This window comes from Streptomyces endocoffeicus (assembly GCF_016741935.1).
GTDB classification, from domain to species: domain Bacteria; phylum Actinomycetota; class Actinomycetes; order Streptomycetales; family Streptomycetaceae; genus Streptomyces; species Streptomyces endocoffeicus.
Genome location: NZ_JAERRG010000004.1, coordinates 82,138 through 98,461, shown reverse-complemented (window position 1 = coordinate 98,461; position 16,324 = coordinate 82,138). Strand labels below are relative to the sequence as shown.

General features: G+C 72.9%; 12 protein-coding genes. 10 read left to right on the top strand and 2 right to left on the bottom strand.

Annotation, left to right across the window (positions count from 1 at the left end):
• Positions 1-24: 24 nt before the first annotated feature.
• From JK364_RS12990 to JK364_RS12975, 4 genes are all read left to right on the top strand, one after another.
• Positions 25-306, top strand: coding sequence for an acylphosphatase (locus JK364_RS12990; protein ID WP_201850889.1), 282 nt, complete (start codon positions 25-27; stop codon positions 304-306).
• A gap of 371 nt (positions 307-677) precedes the next feature.
• Positions 678-884 (top strand): hypothetical protein, encoded by a 207-nt coding sequence (locus JK364_RS12985; RefSeq protein ID WP_020868169.1) that lies wholly within the window; start codon positions 678-680, stop codon positions 882-884.
• A 239-nt stretch (positions 885-1,123) separates the two neighbouring features.
• Entirely contained in the window at positions 1,124-5,653 is a 4,530-nt protein-coding gene (locus JK364_RS12980; RefSeq protein ID WP_201850887.1) for an AAA family ATPase, read from the top strand.
• A 216-nt stretch (positions 5,654-5,869) separates the two neighbouring features.
• The gene (locus JK364_RS12975; RefSeq protein WP_201850885.1) at positions 5,870-7,288 is read left to right on the top strand and encodes a sugar porter family MFS transporter; all 1,419 of its coding nucleotides are present in this window, start codon (positions 5,870-5,872) and stop codon (positions 7,286-7,288) included.
• A gap of 45 nt (positions 7,289-7,333) precedes the next feature.
• Here JK364_RS12975 and JK364_RS12970 read toward each other — a convergent pair whose 3' ends face one another.
• On the bottom strand, positions 7,334-8,320 hold the full coding sequence (locus JK364_RS12970) for an LLM class flavin-dependent oxidoreductase (protein WP_201850877.1): 987 nt from the start codon (positions 8,318-8,320) through the stop codon (positions 7,334-7,336).
• Positions 8,321-8,537: 217 nt separating this feature from the next.
• Here JK364_RS12970 and JK364_RS12965 point away from each other — a divergent pair, with 217 nt between their 5' ends.
• The 5 genes from JK364_RS12965 to ftsY all read left to right on the top strand — a co-directional run bounded on the left by JK364_RS12965 (position 8,538) and on the right by ftsY (position 13,444).
• Entirely contained in the window at positions 8,538-8,948 is a 411-nt protein-coding gene (locus JK364_RS12965) for a YqxI family protein (RefSeq protein ID WP_201850875.1), read from the top strand.
• Positions 8,949-9,079: 131 nt separating this feature from the next.
• A complete protein-coding gene (locus tag JK364_RS12960; RefSeq protein ID WP_201850872.1) occupies positions 9,080-9,391 on the top strand; it encodes a hypothetical protein in 312 nt (103 codons plus the stop codon).
• A gap of 1 nt (position 9,392) precedes the next feature.
• On the top strand, positions 9,393-11,525 hold the full coding sequence (locus JK364_RS12955) for a sensor histidine kinase (RefSeq protein WP_230991875.1): 2,133 nt from the start codon (positions 9,393-9,395) through the stop codon (positions 11,523-11,525).
• 15 nt (positions 11,526-11,540) lie between these two features.
• Entirely contained in the window at positions 11,541-12,191 is a 651-nt protein-coding gene (locus JK364_RS12950) for a response regulator (RefSeq protein WP_201850870.1), read from the top strand.
• Between the two features lie 35 nt (positions 12,192-12,226).
• Positions 12,227-13,444 (top strand): signal recognition particle-docking protein FtsY, encoded by a 1,218-nt coding sequence (gene ftsY, locus JK364_RS12945; RefSeq protein WP_201850868.1) that lies wholly within the window; start codon positions 12,227-12,229, stop codon positions 13,442-13,444.
• A gap of 111 nt (positions 13,445-13,555) precedes the next feature.
• Here ftsY and JK364_RS12940 read toward each other — a convergent pair whose 3' ends face one another.
• Entirely contained in the window at positions 13,556-14,227 is a 672-nt protein-coding gene (locus JK364_RS12940) for a bifunctional DNA primase/polymerase (protein WP_201850866.1), read from the bottom strand.
• A 450-nt stretch (positions 14,228-14,677) separates the two neighbouring features.
• Between JK364_RS12940 and nsdA the strand changes: the two genes are divergently transcribed.
• Positions 14,678-16,192 carry a transcriptional repressor NsdA gene (gene nsdA / locus JK364_RS12935; RefSeq protein ID WP_201850864.1) on the top strand — a complete coding sequence of 505 codons (1,515 nt, stop codon included), beginning with the start codon at positions 14,678-14,680 and terminating at the stop codon, positions 16,190-16,192.
• Positions 16,193-16,324 lie beyond the last annotated feature (132 nt).

Sequence of the window (16,324 nt, the reverse complement as noted above, 5' to 3'; positions counted from 1 at the left end):
CGGACGGGGGGTTAGCGTGCGCATATGAACGAAAGAGTCCGCCTCACCGTGTGGGTCCGCGGCCGGGTCCAGGGCGTCGGCTTCCGCTGGTACACCCGGGCCAACGCGTTGCGCATCGGGGGCCTCGTCGGCTTTGCGTCCAACCTCGCCGACGGGCGGGTGCAGGTGGTGGCGGAGGGCCCGCGTGCGGAATGCGAACAGCTGCTCGAATGGCTCCGGGATGGCGACACGCCCGGGAAAGTCGAGGGAATCACCGAGATCTGGGACACACCGCGCGGCGGCTACGACGCCTTCGAGATCCGTTGATCAACTCACCGGAGCACCCTCCGCGGCCCCCCTCTGACCACGCCTTCCCTGCGCACGGTGAGCAGAAATCGGCTGATGGTTGCCAACGGGGCCGCGCCGTGGAAGGCTGCGGAGTCACGAAAGATCCCCGACCGCGATGGGTCATCTGGAGAGGGGCGGGAGCGTCCGCCGCCAGTGTGCTCTCGGCCCCTGCGGGCCCGTCGGCGTGTGATCGTGTTGACCCTCAAACCAATTGGTGAGACGCTGGAAGCCCCGCGCACCTTAACTGTTTGCCGCGCAGCACGGTAGTAATTCGGCAGGCAGCGCGGGTGCAAATTCCCTCACGACCCACACCGCTTCGGTCGGTCACTCAGTGTGGAGGACCATCCATCATGGCAAAGGCGCTTCTCGGTTACGTCGGCGGTTCCGACCCCCGAGTCCTCGCCGAGATGCGACGGCTTCAGCAGCGCGTCCAGGACCTTGAATCCGAGATCGTCCGGATTCAGGCCGAGAACGACGCGCTGTCCGCCGCCGCTCGTCACGGCGACTCGCTGCTCGAAAGCTTCGACGTATCCCAGGCGGAGCCTGCGCTCGCCTGACCCAGCCCCAGGGCCGGTCGGGCTGCATCGTCAGCCGCTTGAGAATCTTCAAGGGACGCTTCGGCGTCCCTTCGTCGTATCCCCAGTGTGCTTCCGAGCCACCCTTACCGACTGATGTGCCCCTCTCTTCCAGCGGTGAAACCGATCATTGCTGAAACGGAGAAATAGCCGGGACGGGTGCGCCGCGCCACCGTCACGGGACGGTGCCGGAGGAAGTGCGGCGGGTAGAGTCCAAAGGCGTGCATCTCAAGAGCCTGACCCTGCGAGGGTTCAAATCCTTCGCCTCCGCCACGACGCTCCGGTTCGAACCGGGCATCACCTGCGTCGTCGGCCCCAATGGCTCGGGCAAGTCCAATGTCGTGGACGCCCTTTCCTGGGTCATGGGCGAACAGGGTGCCAAATCCCTGCGCGGCGGCAAGATGGAGGACGTCATCTTCGCCGGGACCACCGGCCGTCCCCCGCTCGGCCGCGCCGAGGTCTCGCTCACCATCGACAACGCCGATGGCGCGCTGCCCATCGACTACGCCGAAGTCACCATCACGCGCATCATGTTCCGCAACGGCGGCAGCGAATACCAGCTCAACGGGGACACCTGCCGACTGCTGGACATCCAGGAACTGCTCTCCGACTCCGGCATCGGCCGTGAGATGCACGTCATCGTCGGGCAGGGCCAGCTCGACGGGGTGCTGCACGCCGACCCGACCGGCCGCCGCGCCTTCATCGAGGAGGCCGCGGGCGTCCTCAAGCACCGCAAGCGCAAGGAGAAGGCGCTGCGGAAGCTGGACGCGATGCAGGCCAACCTCGCCCGCGTCCAGGACCTCACCGACGAGCTGCGCCGCCAGCTCAAGCCGCTCGGCCGGCAGGCCGCGGTGGCCCGGCGGGCCGCCGTCATCCAGGCCGATCTGCGCGACGCCCGGCTGCGGCTGCTCGCCGACGACCTGGTGATCCTGCGCGAGGCGCTGCGCGCCGAGGTCGCCGACGAGGCCGAGCTCAAGCGGCGCAAGGAGGCCGCCGAGACCGAGCTGCGCACCGCGCAGCAGCGCGAGGCGGCGCTGGAGGAGCAGGTGCGGCGGCTCGCGCCCCGGCTCCGGGACGCCCAGCAGACCTGGTACGAGCTCTCGCAGCTCGCCGAGCGGGTGCGCGGCACGATCAGCCTGGCGGACGCCCGGGTCAAGAGCGCCACCTCCGCCCCCGGAGAGGAGCGGCGCGGCCGCGACCCCGAGGACATGGAGCGCGAGGCGGCCCGCATCCGGGAGCAGGAGGCCGAGCTGGAGGCCGCCCTGGAGGCGGCGAGCCGGGCGCTGGACGACACCGTGGAGCACCGGGCCGAGCTCGAGCGGAGCCTGGCCGAGGAGGAGCGCCGGCTCAAGGACGTGGCCCGCGCCATCGCCGACCGCCGCGAAGGGCTCGCCCGGCTCCAGGGCCAGGTGAACGCCGCCCGCGGCCGGGCCGGTTCGGCCCGCGCCGAGATCGAGCGGCTGGCCGCGTCCCGCGACGAGGCACAGACCCGAGCGGTCGCCGCACAGGAGGAGTACGAGCAGCTCAAGGCGGAGGTCGACGGACTCGACGCGGATGACGCGGAATTGGCGGAGCGCCACGAGGCCGCGAAGCGCGAGCTCGCCGAGGCGGAGGCCGCGCTGAGCGCGGCCCGCGAGGCGGCGACGGCCGCCGAACGCGAGCGCGCCGCGACCTCCGCCCGGCATGACGCCCTCGCCCTCGGCTTGCGCCGTAAGGACGGTACGGGCGCCCTTATGGCCGCCGCCGACCGCCTCGGCGGACTCCTGGGCCCCGCCGCCGAACTCCTCACCGTGACCCCGGGCTTCGAGGTCCCGGTCGCCACGGCCCTGGGCGCCGCCGCCGACGCGATCGCCGTCAGCGGCCCCCACGCGGCAGCCGAGGCGATCCGCCTCCTGCGCGCCGACGACGCCGGCCGCGCCGCCCTGCTGCTGACGACGCCGGACGCGGATGGGGAGGAGCCCTCGTCGGCCAACCTCGCGGAGCCCTCGTCGGCCGTCCTCGCGGAGCCCTCGTCCACCGCCCTGGCGGAGTCCCCGTCCGCCGCCTCGGACCCAGGCAGCTCCGGCGCGCCCGCGCCGGGCGGCGCCCACGTGCCGGGCACGCGCGCCGAGGGGGCCGCGCCGAGCGGGCCGGGCCAGGGGGCCGTGCCGCGATCGGCGGCCACCCCGGCGGCGTCCGGCGCCTTCGTTCCCCCGTTCGAGCCGGGCGCGGCGCCGGACGCGGACGCCGAAACGCCCACGGCCGGGGCCGGTTTCCCGGCTGCCGCGCCCACGCCGGAGGGCTCCCCCGAGACGGCTGACGGCGCCGCCGCCGTGCCGGGCACGCGGTCCCCGGACGGTCCGGTGACCGGGTCCTCCGGCTCCGATGAGGGCTCTTGGCCGGGTGGCGCGCCGGAGCCCGGCGGTCCGGGCGCGCCGCAGGCAGCCGCCGATGGTGCGGGGGTGTCTCCCGACGTGGCGGGCGGCGCCGCCGCCGTGCCCGGCACGCGGGTGCCGGGTGCCGATCCCGGGCGCCGGGATGACCCCACGGCCGTGCCCGGTTCACCGGCTGCCGCGCCGGACGGCTGGGTGGGCGACTCCACCGAGACGGCTGACAGCGCTGCCGCCGTGCCGGGCACGCGGGTGCCGGGTGCCGACTCCGCGCGCCGGGACGATACGGACGCCGCGCGCCGGGGCGATACGGGTGCCGCGAGCGCGTCCGCAGGGCCCGGCGCCGACCGGCCCGTGGTGCCCGGTACGCGGCCGGAGGCGTCCGGGGACGAGGGCAGTGATGTTCGTACGGCGTCCGACGGCGCCCCAAGCGCTTCGGCGCCCGGTGCCGCGGTCGTTGCCGCTGCTGGGTCGTCCATGTCGGGCGTCTCCGCGCGGGTGCCGCAGCCCGCCGGGGGAGAGGCGGCCGTACCAGGGACAGCGCCCGGGGACGAGCGGAGCGGTAAGGCGGCCGTCGAAGTGTTGCCGCGGGTGGCGGATCTGGTGGCCGGGCCGGTCGCGCTGCTGCCCGCCGTAAGGCGGTTGCTCGACGGGATGGTGGTGGTCGAGAGCCTGGAGGAGGCCGAGGAACTCCTCACGCGGCGGCCGGAGTTGACGGCCGTGACCGCCGAGGGCGATCTGCTCGGGGCGCACTTCGCACAGGGCGGGTCCGCCGGGGCGCCCACGCTGCTGGAGGTGCAGGCGTCCGTCGACGAGGCCGCGGCGGAGCTCGAGCGGCTCGCCGTACGGTGCGAGCAGCTGGCCGGGGCGCAGCGCGCGGCGCAGGAGCGGCGGGCCGAGTGCCTGGCGCTCGTGGAGGAGCTCGCGGGCCGCCGGAGCGCGGCGGACCGGGAGAAGTCGCGGGTCGCGCAGTCGCTGGGCCGGTTGGCCGGGCAGGCGCGCGGGGCGGCCGGGGAGGCCGAGCGGAGCACCGCGGCGGTCGCCAGGGCCGAGGAGGCGTTGGAGCGGGCGACCGGGGAGGCCGAGGAGCTCGCCGAGCGGCTGGCCGTGGCGGAGGAGGAGCCGGGCGAGGAGGAGCCCGACACCTCCGTACGCGACCGGCTGGCGGCCGACGGCGCCAACGCCCGGCAGACCGAGATGGAGGCGCGGCTCCAGGTCCGTACGCATGAGGAGCGCGTCAAGGGGCTCGCGGGGCGGGCCGACGCGCTCGACCGGGGCGCGCGCGCCGAGCGCGAGGCCCGGGCGCGCGCCGAGGAACGGCGCGCCCGGCTGCGCCATGAGGCCGAGGTGGCCTCGGCCGTGGCGTCCGGCGCCCGCCAGTTGCTGGCGCATGTCGAGGTGTCGCTGGTACGGGCCGGGCAGGAGCGGGACGCGGCGGAGCGCGCCAAGGCCGAGCGCGAGCGGGAGCTGGACGCCGCCCGCGGCCAGGGGCGTGATCTCAAGAGCGAGCTGGACAAGCTGACCGACTCGGTGCACCGCGGCGAGGTGCTGGGCGCCGAGAAGCGGATGCGGATCGAGCAGCTGGAGACCAAGGCGCTGGAGGAGCTGGGCGTCGAACCGGCCGGGCTGATCGCCGAATACGGCCCCGACCAGCTCGTCCCGCCGTCCCCGCCCGCCGAGGGCGAGGTGCTGCCGGAGGATCCGGAGCATCCGCGCAACCAGCCGGTGCGGTACGTCAGAGCGCAGCAGGAGAAGCGGCTGAAGGCCGCGGAGCGCGCGTACCAGCAGCTCGGCAAGGTCAATCCGCTGGCGCTCGAGGAGTTCGCGGCGCTGGAGGAGCGGCATCAGTTCCTGAGCGAGCAGTTGGAGGACCTCAAGAAGACCCGGGCGGATCTCCTCCAGGTGGTCAAGGAGGTCGATGAGCGGGTCGAGCAGGTCTTCACGGAGGCGTACCGGGACACCGCGCGCGAGTTCGAGGGCGTCTTCTCGCGGCTGTTCCCGGGCGGGGAGGGGCGGCTGGTGCTGACCGACCCCGAGAACATGCTGACCACGGGCGTGGACGTGGAGGCCCGGCCGCCGGGCAAGAAGGTCAAGCGGCTGTCGCTGCTCTCGGGCGGTGAGCGCTCGCTGACCGCCGTGGCCCTGCTGGTGTCGATCTTCAAGGCGCGGCCGAGCCCGTTCTATGTGATGGACGAGGTCGAGGCGGCGCTCGACGACACCAATCTGCAGCGGCTGATCCGGATCATGCAGGAGCTCCAGGAGGCTTCCCAGCTGATCGTGATCACCCACCAGAAGCGGACGATGGAGGTCGCCGACGCGCTGTACGGCGTCTCCATGCAGGGTGACGGCGTCTCGAAGGTCATCAGCCAGCGCTTGCGGTGACCGATTCAATACTTGAAGTCAAGACTTGCTCCCGCGTGGCGGCGTGCTGGAGCGATTTCTTCGTCACACCCTATTGACTTCGAAACTTGAAGGAATAGTCTCTGCAACGTTGCTTTTACCTTCAAGTGGTGGTCGACGCCTCAGGAGCCTCCGCTGGAAGGGTCAGCCGTCCCCCCACGTCCGGCGCCGTTGCCGGGCGGGCGTCAGGAGTTCACGTTGTCCACCACCGTGCAGGCAGAGGGAGCCGAGGGCCGCAAGGCCCAGCCGGACCACCTCGGCCATGTCATCTTCATCACCGCAGCCGCCGCGATGGGCGGCTTTCTCTTCGGCTACGACAGCTCGGTGATCAACGGAGCGGTCGAAGCCATCCGCGGCAAGTACGACATCGGCTCCGCGGCCCTCGCCCAGGTCGTGGCCATCGCCCTGATCGGCTCGGCCATCGGCGCCGCCACCGCGGGCCGGATAGCCGACCGGATCGGCCGGATCCGTGTCATGCAGATCGCCGCCGCCCTCTTCACGATCAGCGCGGTCGGCTCGGCGCTGCCCTTCTCGCTGTGGGACCTGGCCTTCTGGCGGGTGCTCGGCGGCGTCGGCATCGGCATGGCCTCGGTGATCGGCCCGGCCTACATCGCCGAGGTCGCCCCGCCCGCCTACCGCGGCCGGCTCGCCTCCTTCCAGCAGGCCGCGATCGTCGTCGGCATCGCCATCTCCCAGCTCGTCAACTGGGGCATCCTCAACATGGCCGACGGCGACCAGCGCGGGCAGATCGCCGGCCTGGAGGCATGGCAGTGGATGCTCGGCGTCATGGTCGTCCCCGCCGTCCTCTACGGGCTGCTGTCCTTCGCCATCCCCGAGTCGCCCCGCTTCCTGATCTCCGTCGGCCGCACCGCCCAGGCCAAGCAGGTCCTGGCGGAGGTCGAGGGCAAGACCGTGGACCTCGATGTGCGGGTCGCCGAGATCGACCGGGCCATGCGCGGTGAGGAGAAGTCGACCTTCAAGGACCTCCTCGGCGGCCGGTTCGGTCTGCTGCCCATCGTCTGGATCGGCGTCGGGCTCTCGGTCTTCCAGCAGCTCGTCGGCATCAACGTGGCGTTCTACTACTCCTCGACGCTGTGGCAGTCCGTCGGCGTCGACCCGAGCAGCTCGTTCTTCTACTCCTTCACCACGTCGATCATCAACATCCTCGGCACCGTGATCGCGATGATCTTCGTCGACCGGGTCGGCCGCAAGCCGCTCGCGCTCATCGGCTCCGTGGGCATGGCCGTCTCCCTGTCCCTGGTGGCCTGGGCCTTCTCGGCGCACCTGGTGGACGGCAAGCTGCCGCACGCGGAGGGTGTCCTGGCGCTGATCGCGGCCCACTCCTTCGTGCTCTTCTTCGCCCTCTCGTGGGGTGTGGTGGTCTGGGTCCTGCTCGGCGAGATGTTCCCGAACAAGATCCGCGCCGCCGCCCTCGGTGTCGCCGCCTCCGCCCAGTGGATCGCCAACTGGGCCATCACCGCCAGCTTCCCGAGCCTGTCGGACTGGAACCTGTCGGGTACGTACATCATGTACACGGCCTTCGCCCTGCTCTCGATCCCGTTCATCCTCAAGTGGGTGCCGGAGACCAAGGGCAAGGCGTTGGAGGAGATGGGCTGAATCCCCCCCGCCGCCCACTCCTCGCACAAGGAGAACTGCCCCGCCTCAGTCCTTGAGGCGGGGCAGCACTCGTTCCGCCAACAGCCGCAGGGACCGCCAGCCCTCCTCGACCGGCATCCCGCCGCACAGCGGATGGAGCACCAGACTCGCCATCTCGCCGCCCTCCTCCGCCAGTGCCACGCACTCCTCCGGCGTGACGATGCGGTAGACGCCCTCACGGCGCAGCGCCGCCACGTCCTCGGCCCGTGAACGCACCGCCGAGCGCACCGTGCCCTGCTGCCAGGAGGCATACCTGCGCGCCTCGTACAGCAGATGGGTGCCGTACTCCTCCCAGGCCCGGTCCGGGTCCTCGGACAGATGCAGCAGCGGGGTGGCCGCCGGGGGCATCAGACACCAGCCCTCGGTGCCGTACTCCTCCCGTCGCGCGTGGTAGTACGCCTCCAGTTCCGGCAGATGCGCGCTCGGGAAGAACGGCAGGCCGAGGCGGGCCGCGCGGCGGGCCGCCGCCTGGGAACTGCCGCCGATCAGCAGCGGCGGATGCGGCCGGGTGTACGGGCGCGGGGTGATCCGGACGGTGCGGCCCCGGTGCTCGAAGGGTTCGCCCGTCCAGGCCGCGAGCAGCGTCTCCAGCGCCTCGTCCTGCAGCGCGCCGCGCCGTTTCCAGTCCGTGCCCAGGGCCGCGTACTCCTCCGGCCGGTAGCCGATCCCCGCCACCGTGATCAGCCGCCCGCCACTGGCCAGATCCAGCACGGCGAGGTCCTCGGCGAGCCGCAGCGGGTCGTACAGCGGCGCGATCAGCGCCGATACGGTGACGGTGATCCGGCGGGTGGCGCCCAGCAGCGTGCCCGCGAAGGCCAGCGGGGCGGGCAGCCAGTTGTCGGGGGACCCGTGGTGCTCCTCGGTCTGGAGGGTGGAGACACCCCGCTCATCGGCGAAGGCCGCCATCTCCAGCGCGGCGCGGTACCGCTCGGACAGGCCGCGCGGGGTCGCGTCGGGATCGACGAGGTTGAGGCGTACGACCGTGACGGGCATGCGGATGCCCTCCTTCGTCATGGGACTTCGTCATGGGACGCGGCAGCCGGACCGTAGCTGACGGACCGTCAAATAACCACCGTCATGGCCCGTTCGGCCCACCGCACGGGCACGGCCGGGGCGGATGACTCATGTGCCTGGGACGCGGGGCGGCCGATGGTGAGGGTCGGCCCGCCCCATGGGCCACAGCCCGCACACACCAACTGAGGAGGGGCGCGTGACGATCAGCACGGGGGAATCGCTCATCACCGCGGCCGACATCGACGATCTCATCACCCGGGTCCGGCAGACCGCCGGCGACCCCGGGCCCCTGGAAACCGCCAAGGCTCTGCTCTTCTCCGGCGGTACCACCCGCACCGGCCCCGGCCCCGAGGCGGCGCGGCTCATCCGGCAGCGGCTGCTGGTGACCGCCCTCCGCCACGGGGGCGCGCTGCTGGCCAGGCTGCTCAGCCGGCTCAGCCCCCGCGAGACCGCCATGGTGCGCCGCTACGCCCACCGGCTCGCGAACTTCCTCGACACGCTGGAGGTCTGGGCGGCGCGGCCCATCATGCTCGCCCTGATGCGCTTCGGACTGCCTTACGGAGAGGCGGAGACGATCGCGGTGGCCGTACTACTGCTCGTGGGGTGAGCACCGGAGACCGGTGCCGCCGATGGAAACGGGGGTGCTAGGAGGTCACCGGTTCGGGTGGGCCGGGGCATCCGCGCACTTCACGGCCGCGGTGGCGGGTAGTGCTCGGGCGAGACACAAGGAGAACGACCATGCGCCCTACCCGAATCCGCACGGCGATCGCCCTCGGCCTGAGCGCCGGGGCCGTCATGTGGACCGCGGCCTCCTCCCCCGCCACCGCCTCCTCCCATGCCGTCACGTCCGCCGACACCGACTGGTGGGAGGCGGGGCACTACGACACCACCGCGGCCTGCAAGCGCGCGGGCAAGGCCGGTGTCGAACGGCACAAGTGGGCCGAGTACAAGTGCCGCCCCGGCCGCAACGACAACTACGTCACGCTGTGGGCCAGAGGCGGCGGCTCCGGCGCCGCGAGTGCCCGGACCACCGGGCCGGCCGCCGGTTGAGATGCGACAGGCCGCACTGCCGAAGGACCGTGCCGTGTGCGCCGCGGGCGGGGTATCGGCGCTGATCGTGGTGGTCCTGGCCGGATGGGTGGCCGGGCTGCTGCGGGTCAACGACGAGTGGCTCGCGCTCGCCTACCCCGACCCCCGGGGCGCCACCGTGCTGACCAGGGTCGCCGTGGGCGTCCCGGTGCTGGGCGTCGGCGTGCTGCTGCTCGCCGAGCGCTCGGCCCGGCGCTACGGCGGCGTCCTGCTGGTGGCCGGCGGCCTGTGGCTGCTGCCCTCGGCCGCCGCCGGACTGCTGGGCCTGGCCGACCTGGGCACCACGGGCGCCGTGCTGTCCCTGCTGCTCGCCGCCGCCAAGATGGCCTGCCGCCCGCTGACCGTACTGCTGCTGCCGCTGTGGCTGTTCCCCCGGGGCGGGCGCCGGCGGTGGCAGTGGTGGGTGATCAGCCTGGGCGCGTCCGGCTACTGGCTGGGGTACGCGGGGCTGTGGCTGATCAGCGAGCCCCGGGTGGGCTCCGTGGCCAACCCGGCGTTCTCCACCGCGAGCGGCCAGTGGGCCTTCGACCACCTCGACGCCTACGCCGAGGCCGAACCCTGGGTGCTGCGCAGCGTCGCCGCGGCCGTGACCGCCGCCCTGTGCTGCCGCGCCGCCCTCTCGCGCGGCGCCGAGCGGCGCGACTGGGCGCTGCTGGCCGCCGCCTACCCCGCCTGCGTCTCGCTCCTGCTGTCCCAGTGGGGCGAGGGCGTGCCCACGATCGTGGCCCGTACGGTCGGCAGCGCCGTATGGGCCGCCGCGATCTGCCTTGGCGTCGCCCGCACCGGCATATGGCGGCTGGACCGCTCCACCAGCCACCGCCTCGCCCGCGCCTTCGTGCTCACCTCGCTGGCCGCCGTGGTGGTGTGCGCGGTCGTCGCCGTCCAGGCCGGGCTCCCCTCCGTACGCAGCGGGGCCACCACCATCACCGCCGGCTGCGCCCTGGTGCTGGGCTGGGGGCTGCGGCCCAGCGCCCGCAAGCTCACCCTCTGCGTCGAGCGCGCCTTCTACGGGCCCCGGGCCCGCCCGCACGAGGCCGTGAGCGCCCTCGCCGTACGGCTCCAACAGGCCCCGCACCCCGGCGAGGTGCCCCAGCAGATCTGCCGCAGCGCCGTGGAGGACCTCGGCGTCTCGGGCGCCGCCGTCAGCGTCGACACCCGCGCCGGGCCCCGGCGGCTGGCCTCCGCGGGGGCCCCGCTGACCGGCGCGGTCCAGACGTTCCTGCTGCGTCACCACGGCCGCACCGTCGGCCGGTTGGAGGTCTCCCGCGACGGCTCCGGCACCCCGGCCGAACGCGACAGCGGACTGCTCTCCCTCCTCGCCGACCAGGCCGCCCCCGCGCTCGCCGCGCTGCGCCTGGCCGAGGAGGCCCAGGCCGCCCGCGAGCGCTTGGTGCTCGCCCGCGAACAGGAGCGCCGCCGGCTGCGCCGGGAGATCCACGACGGACTCGGCCCCCAACTGGCCGCCGTAAGGCTGCGTCTGGACATCGCCCAGACCTCCTGCCCGCCCGGCCACCCCGCCACCCCGCAGCTGTGCGAGGCCGCCGAGACGCTCGCCGAGGCCCTGGTCGAGGTGCGGCGGATCACCGCGGGCCTGGCCCCGGCCGCGCTGGCAGAGCGCGGGCTGGCCGGTGCGGTCCGCGATCTGGCGCACCGGCTGGGCGTGGACGGCCTGCGGGTCGGCGTGGCCAGCCTCCCCGCCGCGCTGCCCCCGCTGTCGCCCGGCGTGGAGACGGCCGCGTACCGGATCGCGGCGGAGTCGCTGACCAACGCCGTACGGCACGCCCGGGCACGCCAGGTGAGCGTCGAGCTGACCGCGGGCCCGGACACCCTCGAGGTCAAGGTCACCGACGACGGCAGCGGCCTGCGCGAGACCGCGGTGCCCGGCGTCGGCCTCGCCTCGGTCACCGAACGGGCCGAGGAGATCGGCGGCTCCTGCTCGGTGACCGGATCGGCGACCGGCACGGTGGTCCACGCGGTACTGCCCCTCGCGGGCCCGGGCGAACACGGCAACCCGGAGGAGCACCGGAAGCCCACGGGCCACGAGGCCTGCCGGGCCCTGCTCAAGACCAGTAGATCGATGAGCCGGGCGCCGTAAGGCTAAGGAGGGACTGTGGCTCAGTGGAGGGTGTTGCTGGTGGACGATCACCCCCTCTTCCGGGAGGGTCTGGCCGCCGCTGTCAATCTCGATGACGCGTTCACCGTCGTCGGCCAGGCGGCCTGCGCGGACGGGGCGATGGCCGAGGCCGTGCGCACCGGCCCGGATCTGGTGATGATGGATCTCGCGCTGCCGGGCCGGTCCGGGCTGGAGGCGACCCGGCGGATCCTGTGCGATCACCCCGAGATCCGGGTGCTGGTCATGACGATGTCGGAGGACGACGACAGTCTGCTGGCCGCCCTGCGCGCCGGGGCCCGTGGCTATCTCCTCAAGGGCGCGGGCCGGGACGAGATCCTGCGGGCCCTGCACACCGTGGCGCGCGGCGGCGCGGTCTTCAGCCCGCGGATGGCCGAGCGGCTCGGGGTGCTGGTCGGCGCCTCGGGCTCGGCGTCCGCGAAGGAGGCGTTCCCGACGCTGACCGCCCGGGAGCTGGAGGTGCTGGATCTGCTCGCGGCCGGGCTCGGCTATCGCCAGATCGCCCAGCGGCTGGTGGTGACGGACAAGACGGTGCGCAATCACGTCGGATCGATCTTCGCCAAGCTTCAGGTGCGGGACCGTGCCCAGGCGATTGTGCGCGCCCGGCAGGCCGGGCTGGGAGGCGAATGACTCGCTCCCCCTCGTGGCTGATACTGGGGGGCGTTATGGAATACCTCATCCTTGCCGTAGTCATCGCTGTGGTCGCGGTCGCCGCGATCAGCGGGCTCGTGATCAGCGGCCGCAAGAAGAAGCGGCTGCCCCCGCCCCCGCCGAGCAGCCCCACCGTCACCGCGCCGCCCGCCGAGCCGCACGTCGGCGAGGAGGCCGAAACCCCGCGTGAGGAACCACGCAGAACCATCGAGGAGGTGGATCTTCCGGGCGCCGAGGCCCAGGCCGCGACGGCGGAGGCGCCCGCGCCCGAGGTCCCGCCGATCGAGGTGCCGGAGCCTTCGGCCGGCCGACTGGTCCGGCTGCGCGCCCGGCTGTCCCGCTCCCAGAACACTCTGGGCAAGGGGCTGCTGACGCTGCTGTCCCGGGAGCACCTCGACGACGAGACCTGGGAGGAGGTCGAGGACACGCTGCTGACCGCGGACGTCGGTGTGGCGCCGACGCAGGAGCTGGTCGAGCGGTTGCGGGAGCGTGTGAAGGTGCTCGGCACCCGTACGCCCGACGAGCTGCGCGGTCTGCTGCGCGAGGAGCTGCTGCACCTCATCGGCACCGACGCCGACCGTTCGGTGCACACCGAGAGCGGTGTGGGCGCGAACGGTGGGGAGAAGCCGGGCGTCGTCATGGTCGTCGGCGTCAATGGCACCGGTAAGACGACCACGACCGGCAAGCTGGCCCGGGTGCTCGTGGCCGACGGCAAGTCGGTGGTGCTCGGCGCGGCCGACACCTTCCGCGCGGCCGCCGCCGATCAGCTGCAGACCTGGGGCGAGCGGGTCGGTGCCCGTACGGTCCGGGGCCCGGAGGCCGGCGATCCGGCGTCGGTCGCCTTCGACGCGGTGAAGGAGGGCATCGCCGAGAGCGCGGATGTCGTCCTGATCGACACCGCCGGGCGGCTGCACACCAAGACCGGTCTGATGGACGAGCTGGGCAAGGTCAAGCGGGTCGTGGAGAAGCACGGCGCGGTGGACGAGGTGCTGCTGGTCCTGGACGCCACGACCGGGCAGAACGGCTTGGTGCAGGCGCGGGTGTTCGCGGAGGTGGTGGACATCACCGGCATCGTGCTGACCAAGCTGGACGGCACCGCCAAGGGCGGCATCGTGGTGGCGGTCCAGCGTGAGCTGAACGTTCCGGTCAAGCTGGTGGGCCTGGGCGAGGGCGCGGACGATCTCGCGCCGTTCGAGCCGGAGGCGTTCGTCGACGCGCTGATCGGCGGCTGAGGCCGGTGATGGGGGGATTACCCGTATCGCGCCGGACGGGCCGGGGGTGAACTCCCGGCCCGTCCGGCGTTCGCACGCGAGGGGCGAGTGCACGCGAGGGGCGAGCCGCCTTCAGCCCCCGGCCCGATGACTCAAATAGGCCAGGGTCCCCAGGACCAGCCGGGCGTGCGGCGGGCGGCCCGCGGTGTCGAGGGTCGGCGGGCGCAGCCAGCGGACCGGTCCGAGGCCGCCGAGGTCCGAGGGCGGGGCGGTGATGTGGTCGCCCGCGCCCAGGCAGCGCAGATCGAGACCGGCGTCGTCCCACCCCATGCGGTACAGCAGCTCGGGGAGTTCGGCGGCGGCGCCGGGGGCGACGAAGAACTGGGCGCGCCCGTGCGGGGTGGCGGCCACCGGGCCGAGGGGCAGGCCCATCCGCTCCAGCCGGACCAGCGCGTGTCCGCCCGCGTACTCCGAGACCTCCAGGACGTCGAACGAGCGGCCCGCGGGCAGCAGTACGGCCGCCCCGGGGACCCGCTCCCACGCGGCCGCGGCGGCGTCCAGCGTGGCGCCCGCCGGGACGCCGGGGGCGAAGGCGAGCGGATGCGCCCCGGGGGAGGGACAGCCCCGGTCACCGCATGAACATTCGTTTCTGCCGCCCCCCGAGCCCCGTGCCGCCCGCGCGCCCGGCACCACGTCCCAGCCCCACAGACCGGTGTACTCCGCCACCGTCGTGGACTCGGACGTACGGCCGCGGCGCCGTGAGCCGGACCGCATGTCCCGGATGCCGCCGATCGTGAAGCCCATGCCCCCTCCAACGGGTCCCGCTCTCGATGGTTACGAGCCGGAGCGTCACGATGACGCTCCGTCGCCGATGAGGTGCGGCGGTGTGCGCTCCGATGTGACGGAGGTGGTGAGACGCGACCCGCGCGCCCCCACGTGCACCCCTTCACCTGTTCCCGTCGCCTCGGTGTCAAGTGAATCGTGGGAAACGGCAACCGGGTTCATTCGAAGGGGTGGCGAATGGTGGCGTTTTCGGGAACCGCCTCGCCGGAGGCGTGATCGTAGGATTACTTTCAGTGCACAGTCCCTGGAAATGGCGCTCGCTCGAATGCGAGCTGACGACGGGCGGAGTACGGATCGGTACATGCCACTGGCATGAGGCGGTTCCCCGTCCGGACGGTTGATGCGCCGCATCCCGGGGACAACTGACCGTGACAGAAGGCATTCTGGTGGCGGTTCGGGAAGATTCGTGGGATGGGGGCGTTCCGGGTGGGCGACGGCGGCGGCGGTGCTGGGAAGCGCCCCAATGCGCAATTGGGGTCGTGGTTCGTGCGCAGCGGCTGGTCGAAGGGGGAGCTGGCGCGCCAAGTCAACCGCAGAGCGCGGCAGTTAGGTGCCCACCACATCAGCACGGACACCTCGCGGGTGCGCCGCTGGCTGGACGGCGAGCAGCCCCGCGAGCCGATTCCGCAGATCCTCTCCGAGCTGTTCTCCGAGCGCTTCGGCTGTGTGGTCGGCATCGAGGACCTCGGGCTGCGTGCCGTCCACCGGTCACCGTCCGTGTCCGGGGTGGACCTTCCCTGGGCCGGGCCCGAAACCGTCGCGCTGATCGGTGAGTTCTCCCGCAGCGATCTGATGCTGGCCCGCCGCGGCTTCCTCGGCACCTCGCTCTCGCTGTCCGCGGGCCCCGCCCTCATCGAGCCCATGCAGCGCTGGCTGGTGCCCTCGACGGGCGGACAGCCCGGCGGCGCCCGGGCGGCCGACGGCGGTCGCGCGCGCCGGGTCTCCCGGCTCTCCGTGCCCGAGCTGGAGCTGCTGGAGTCCACCATCGTGATGTTCCGCGCCTGGGACGCCCAGTGCGGGGGCGGGCTGCGCCGCAAGGCGGTGGTCGGCCAGTTGCACGAGGTCACCGACCTGCTCCAGGAGCCGCATCCGGACGCGGTCTCCCGGCGGCTGTTCAAGGTCGCGGGCGAGCTCGCCCAGCTGGCCGGGTGGATGAGCTACGACATCGGGCTCCAGCCCACCGCGCAGAAGTACTTCGTGCTCGCCCTCCACGCCGCCAAGGAGTCCGGCGACCGCCCCCTCGGTTCGTATGTCCTCTCCAGCATGAGCCGCCAGATGATCCACGTCGGGCGGCCCGACGACGCGCTGGAGCTGATCCACCTCGCGCAGTACGGCAGCCGGGAGAACGCCACGCCGCGCACCCAGGCCATGCTGTATGCGATGGAGGCCCGCGCCTACGCCAATATGGGCCAGCCCAGCAAGTGCCACCGGGCCGTGAAGATGGCCGAGGACACCTTCGCCGAATCCGCCGGGGGCGACGGCGACCCGGACTGGATCCGCTTCTTCTCCGAGGCGGAGCTCAACGCGGAGAACGCCCACTCCTACCGCGATCTCGCCTATGTGGCCGGTCGCAGCCCCACCTACGCCAAGATGGCCGACCCGGTGATGCGCAAGGCCGTGCAGCTCTTCGGCCAGGAGACCGAGAACCAGTCCGGCCCCCAGCGTTCGTATGCGCTCAACCTGATCGGCATGGCCACCGTCCACCTCCTCCAGAAGGAGCCCGAGCAGGCCGCCGCGGTCACCCGCGAGGCGCTGCCGCTCGCCAAGCGGGTGCGCTCGGAGCGGGTCAACAACCGGCTGCGCAAGACCGTGGACACGGCGCTGCGCCAGTTCGGCGACGTGCCGGAGGTCACCGATCTCAGTGAGCGGCTGGCCACCCTGATGCCCGACAACCCCGAGACGACGGGTCCCGGCCAGGCCGTCTGAGCGGCCCCGGCGATGATCGCGACACCGTAACGGACGGCTCCGGCCCGCCCACCGCGGTTCACCGCCACGTAACACTCCCGCGTCCTTCGTCACTGCGGTGAAACATCGGGCGGCATCGGCTGAAACGGCGCT

Excerpts from the sequence above, each read along its gene's own strand:
- nsdA (WP_201850864.1), top strand. The coding sequence starts at position 14,678 with ATGGGGGCGTTCCGGGTGGGCGACGGCGGCGGCGGTGCTGGGAAGCGC.
- JK364_RS12990 (WP_201850889.1), top strand. The coding sequence starts at position 25 with ATGAACGAAAGAGTCCGCCTCACCGTGTGGGTCCGCGGCCGGGTCCAG.
- ftsY (WP_201850868.1), top strand. The coding sequence starts at position 12,227 with ATGGAATACCTCATCCTTGCCGTAGTCATCGCTGTGGTCGCGGTCGCC.
- JK364_RS12970 (WP_201850877.1), bottom strand. The coding sequence starts at position 8,320 with ATGCCCGTCACGGTCGTACGCCTCAACCTCGTCGATCCCGACGCGACC.
- JK364_RS12940 (WP_201850866.1), bottom strand. The coding sequence starts at position 14,227 with ATGGGCTTCACGATCGGCGGCATCCGGGACATGCGGTCCGGCTCACGG.
- JK364_RS12955 (WP_230991875.1), top strand. The coding sequence starts at position 9,393 with ATGCGACAGGCCGCACTGCCGAAGGACCGTGCCGTGTGCGCCGCGGGC.
- JK364_RS12985 (WP_020868169.1), top strand. The coding sequence starts at position 678 with ATGGCAAAGGCGCTTCTCGGTTACGTCGGCGGTTCCGACCCCCGAGTC.
- JK364_RS12960 (WP_201850872.1), top strand. The coding sequence starts at position 9,080 with ATGCGCCCTACCCGAATCCGCACGGCGATCGCCCTCGGCCTGAGCGCC.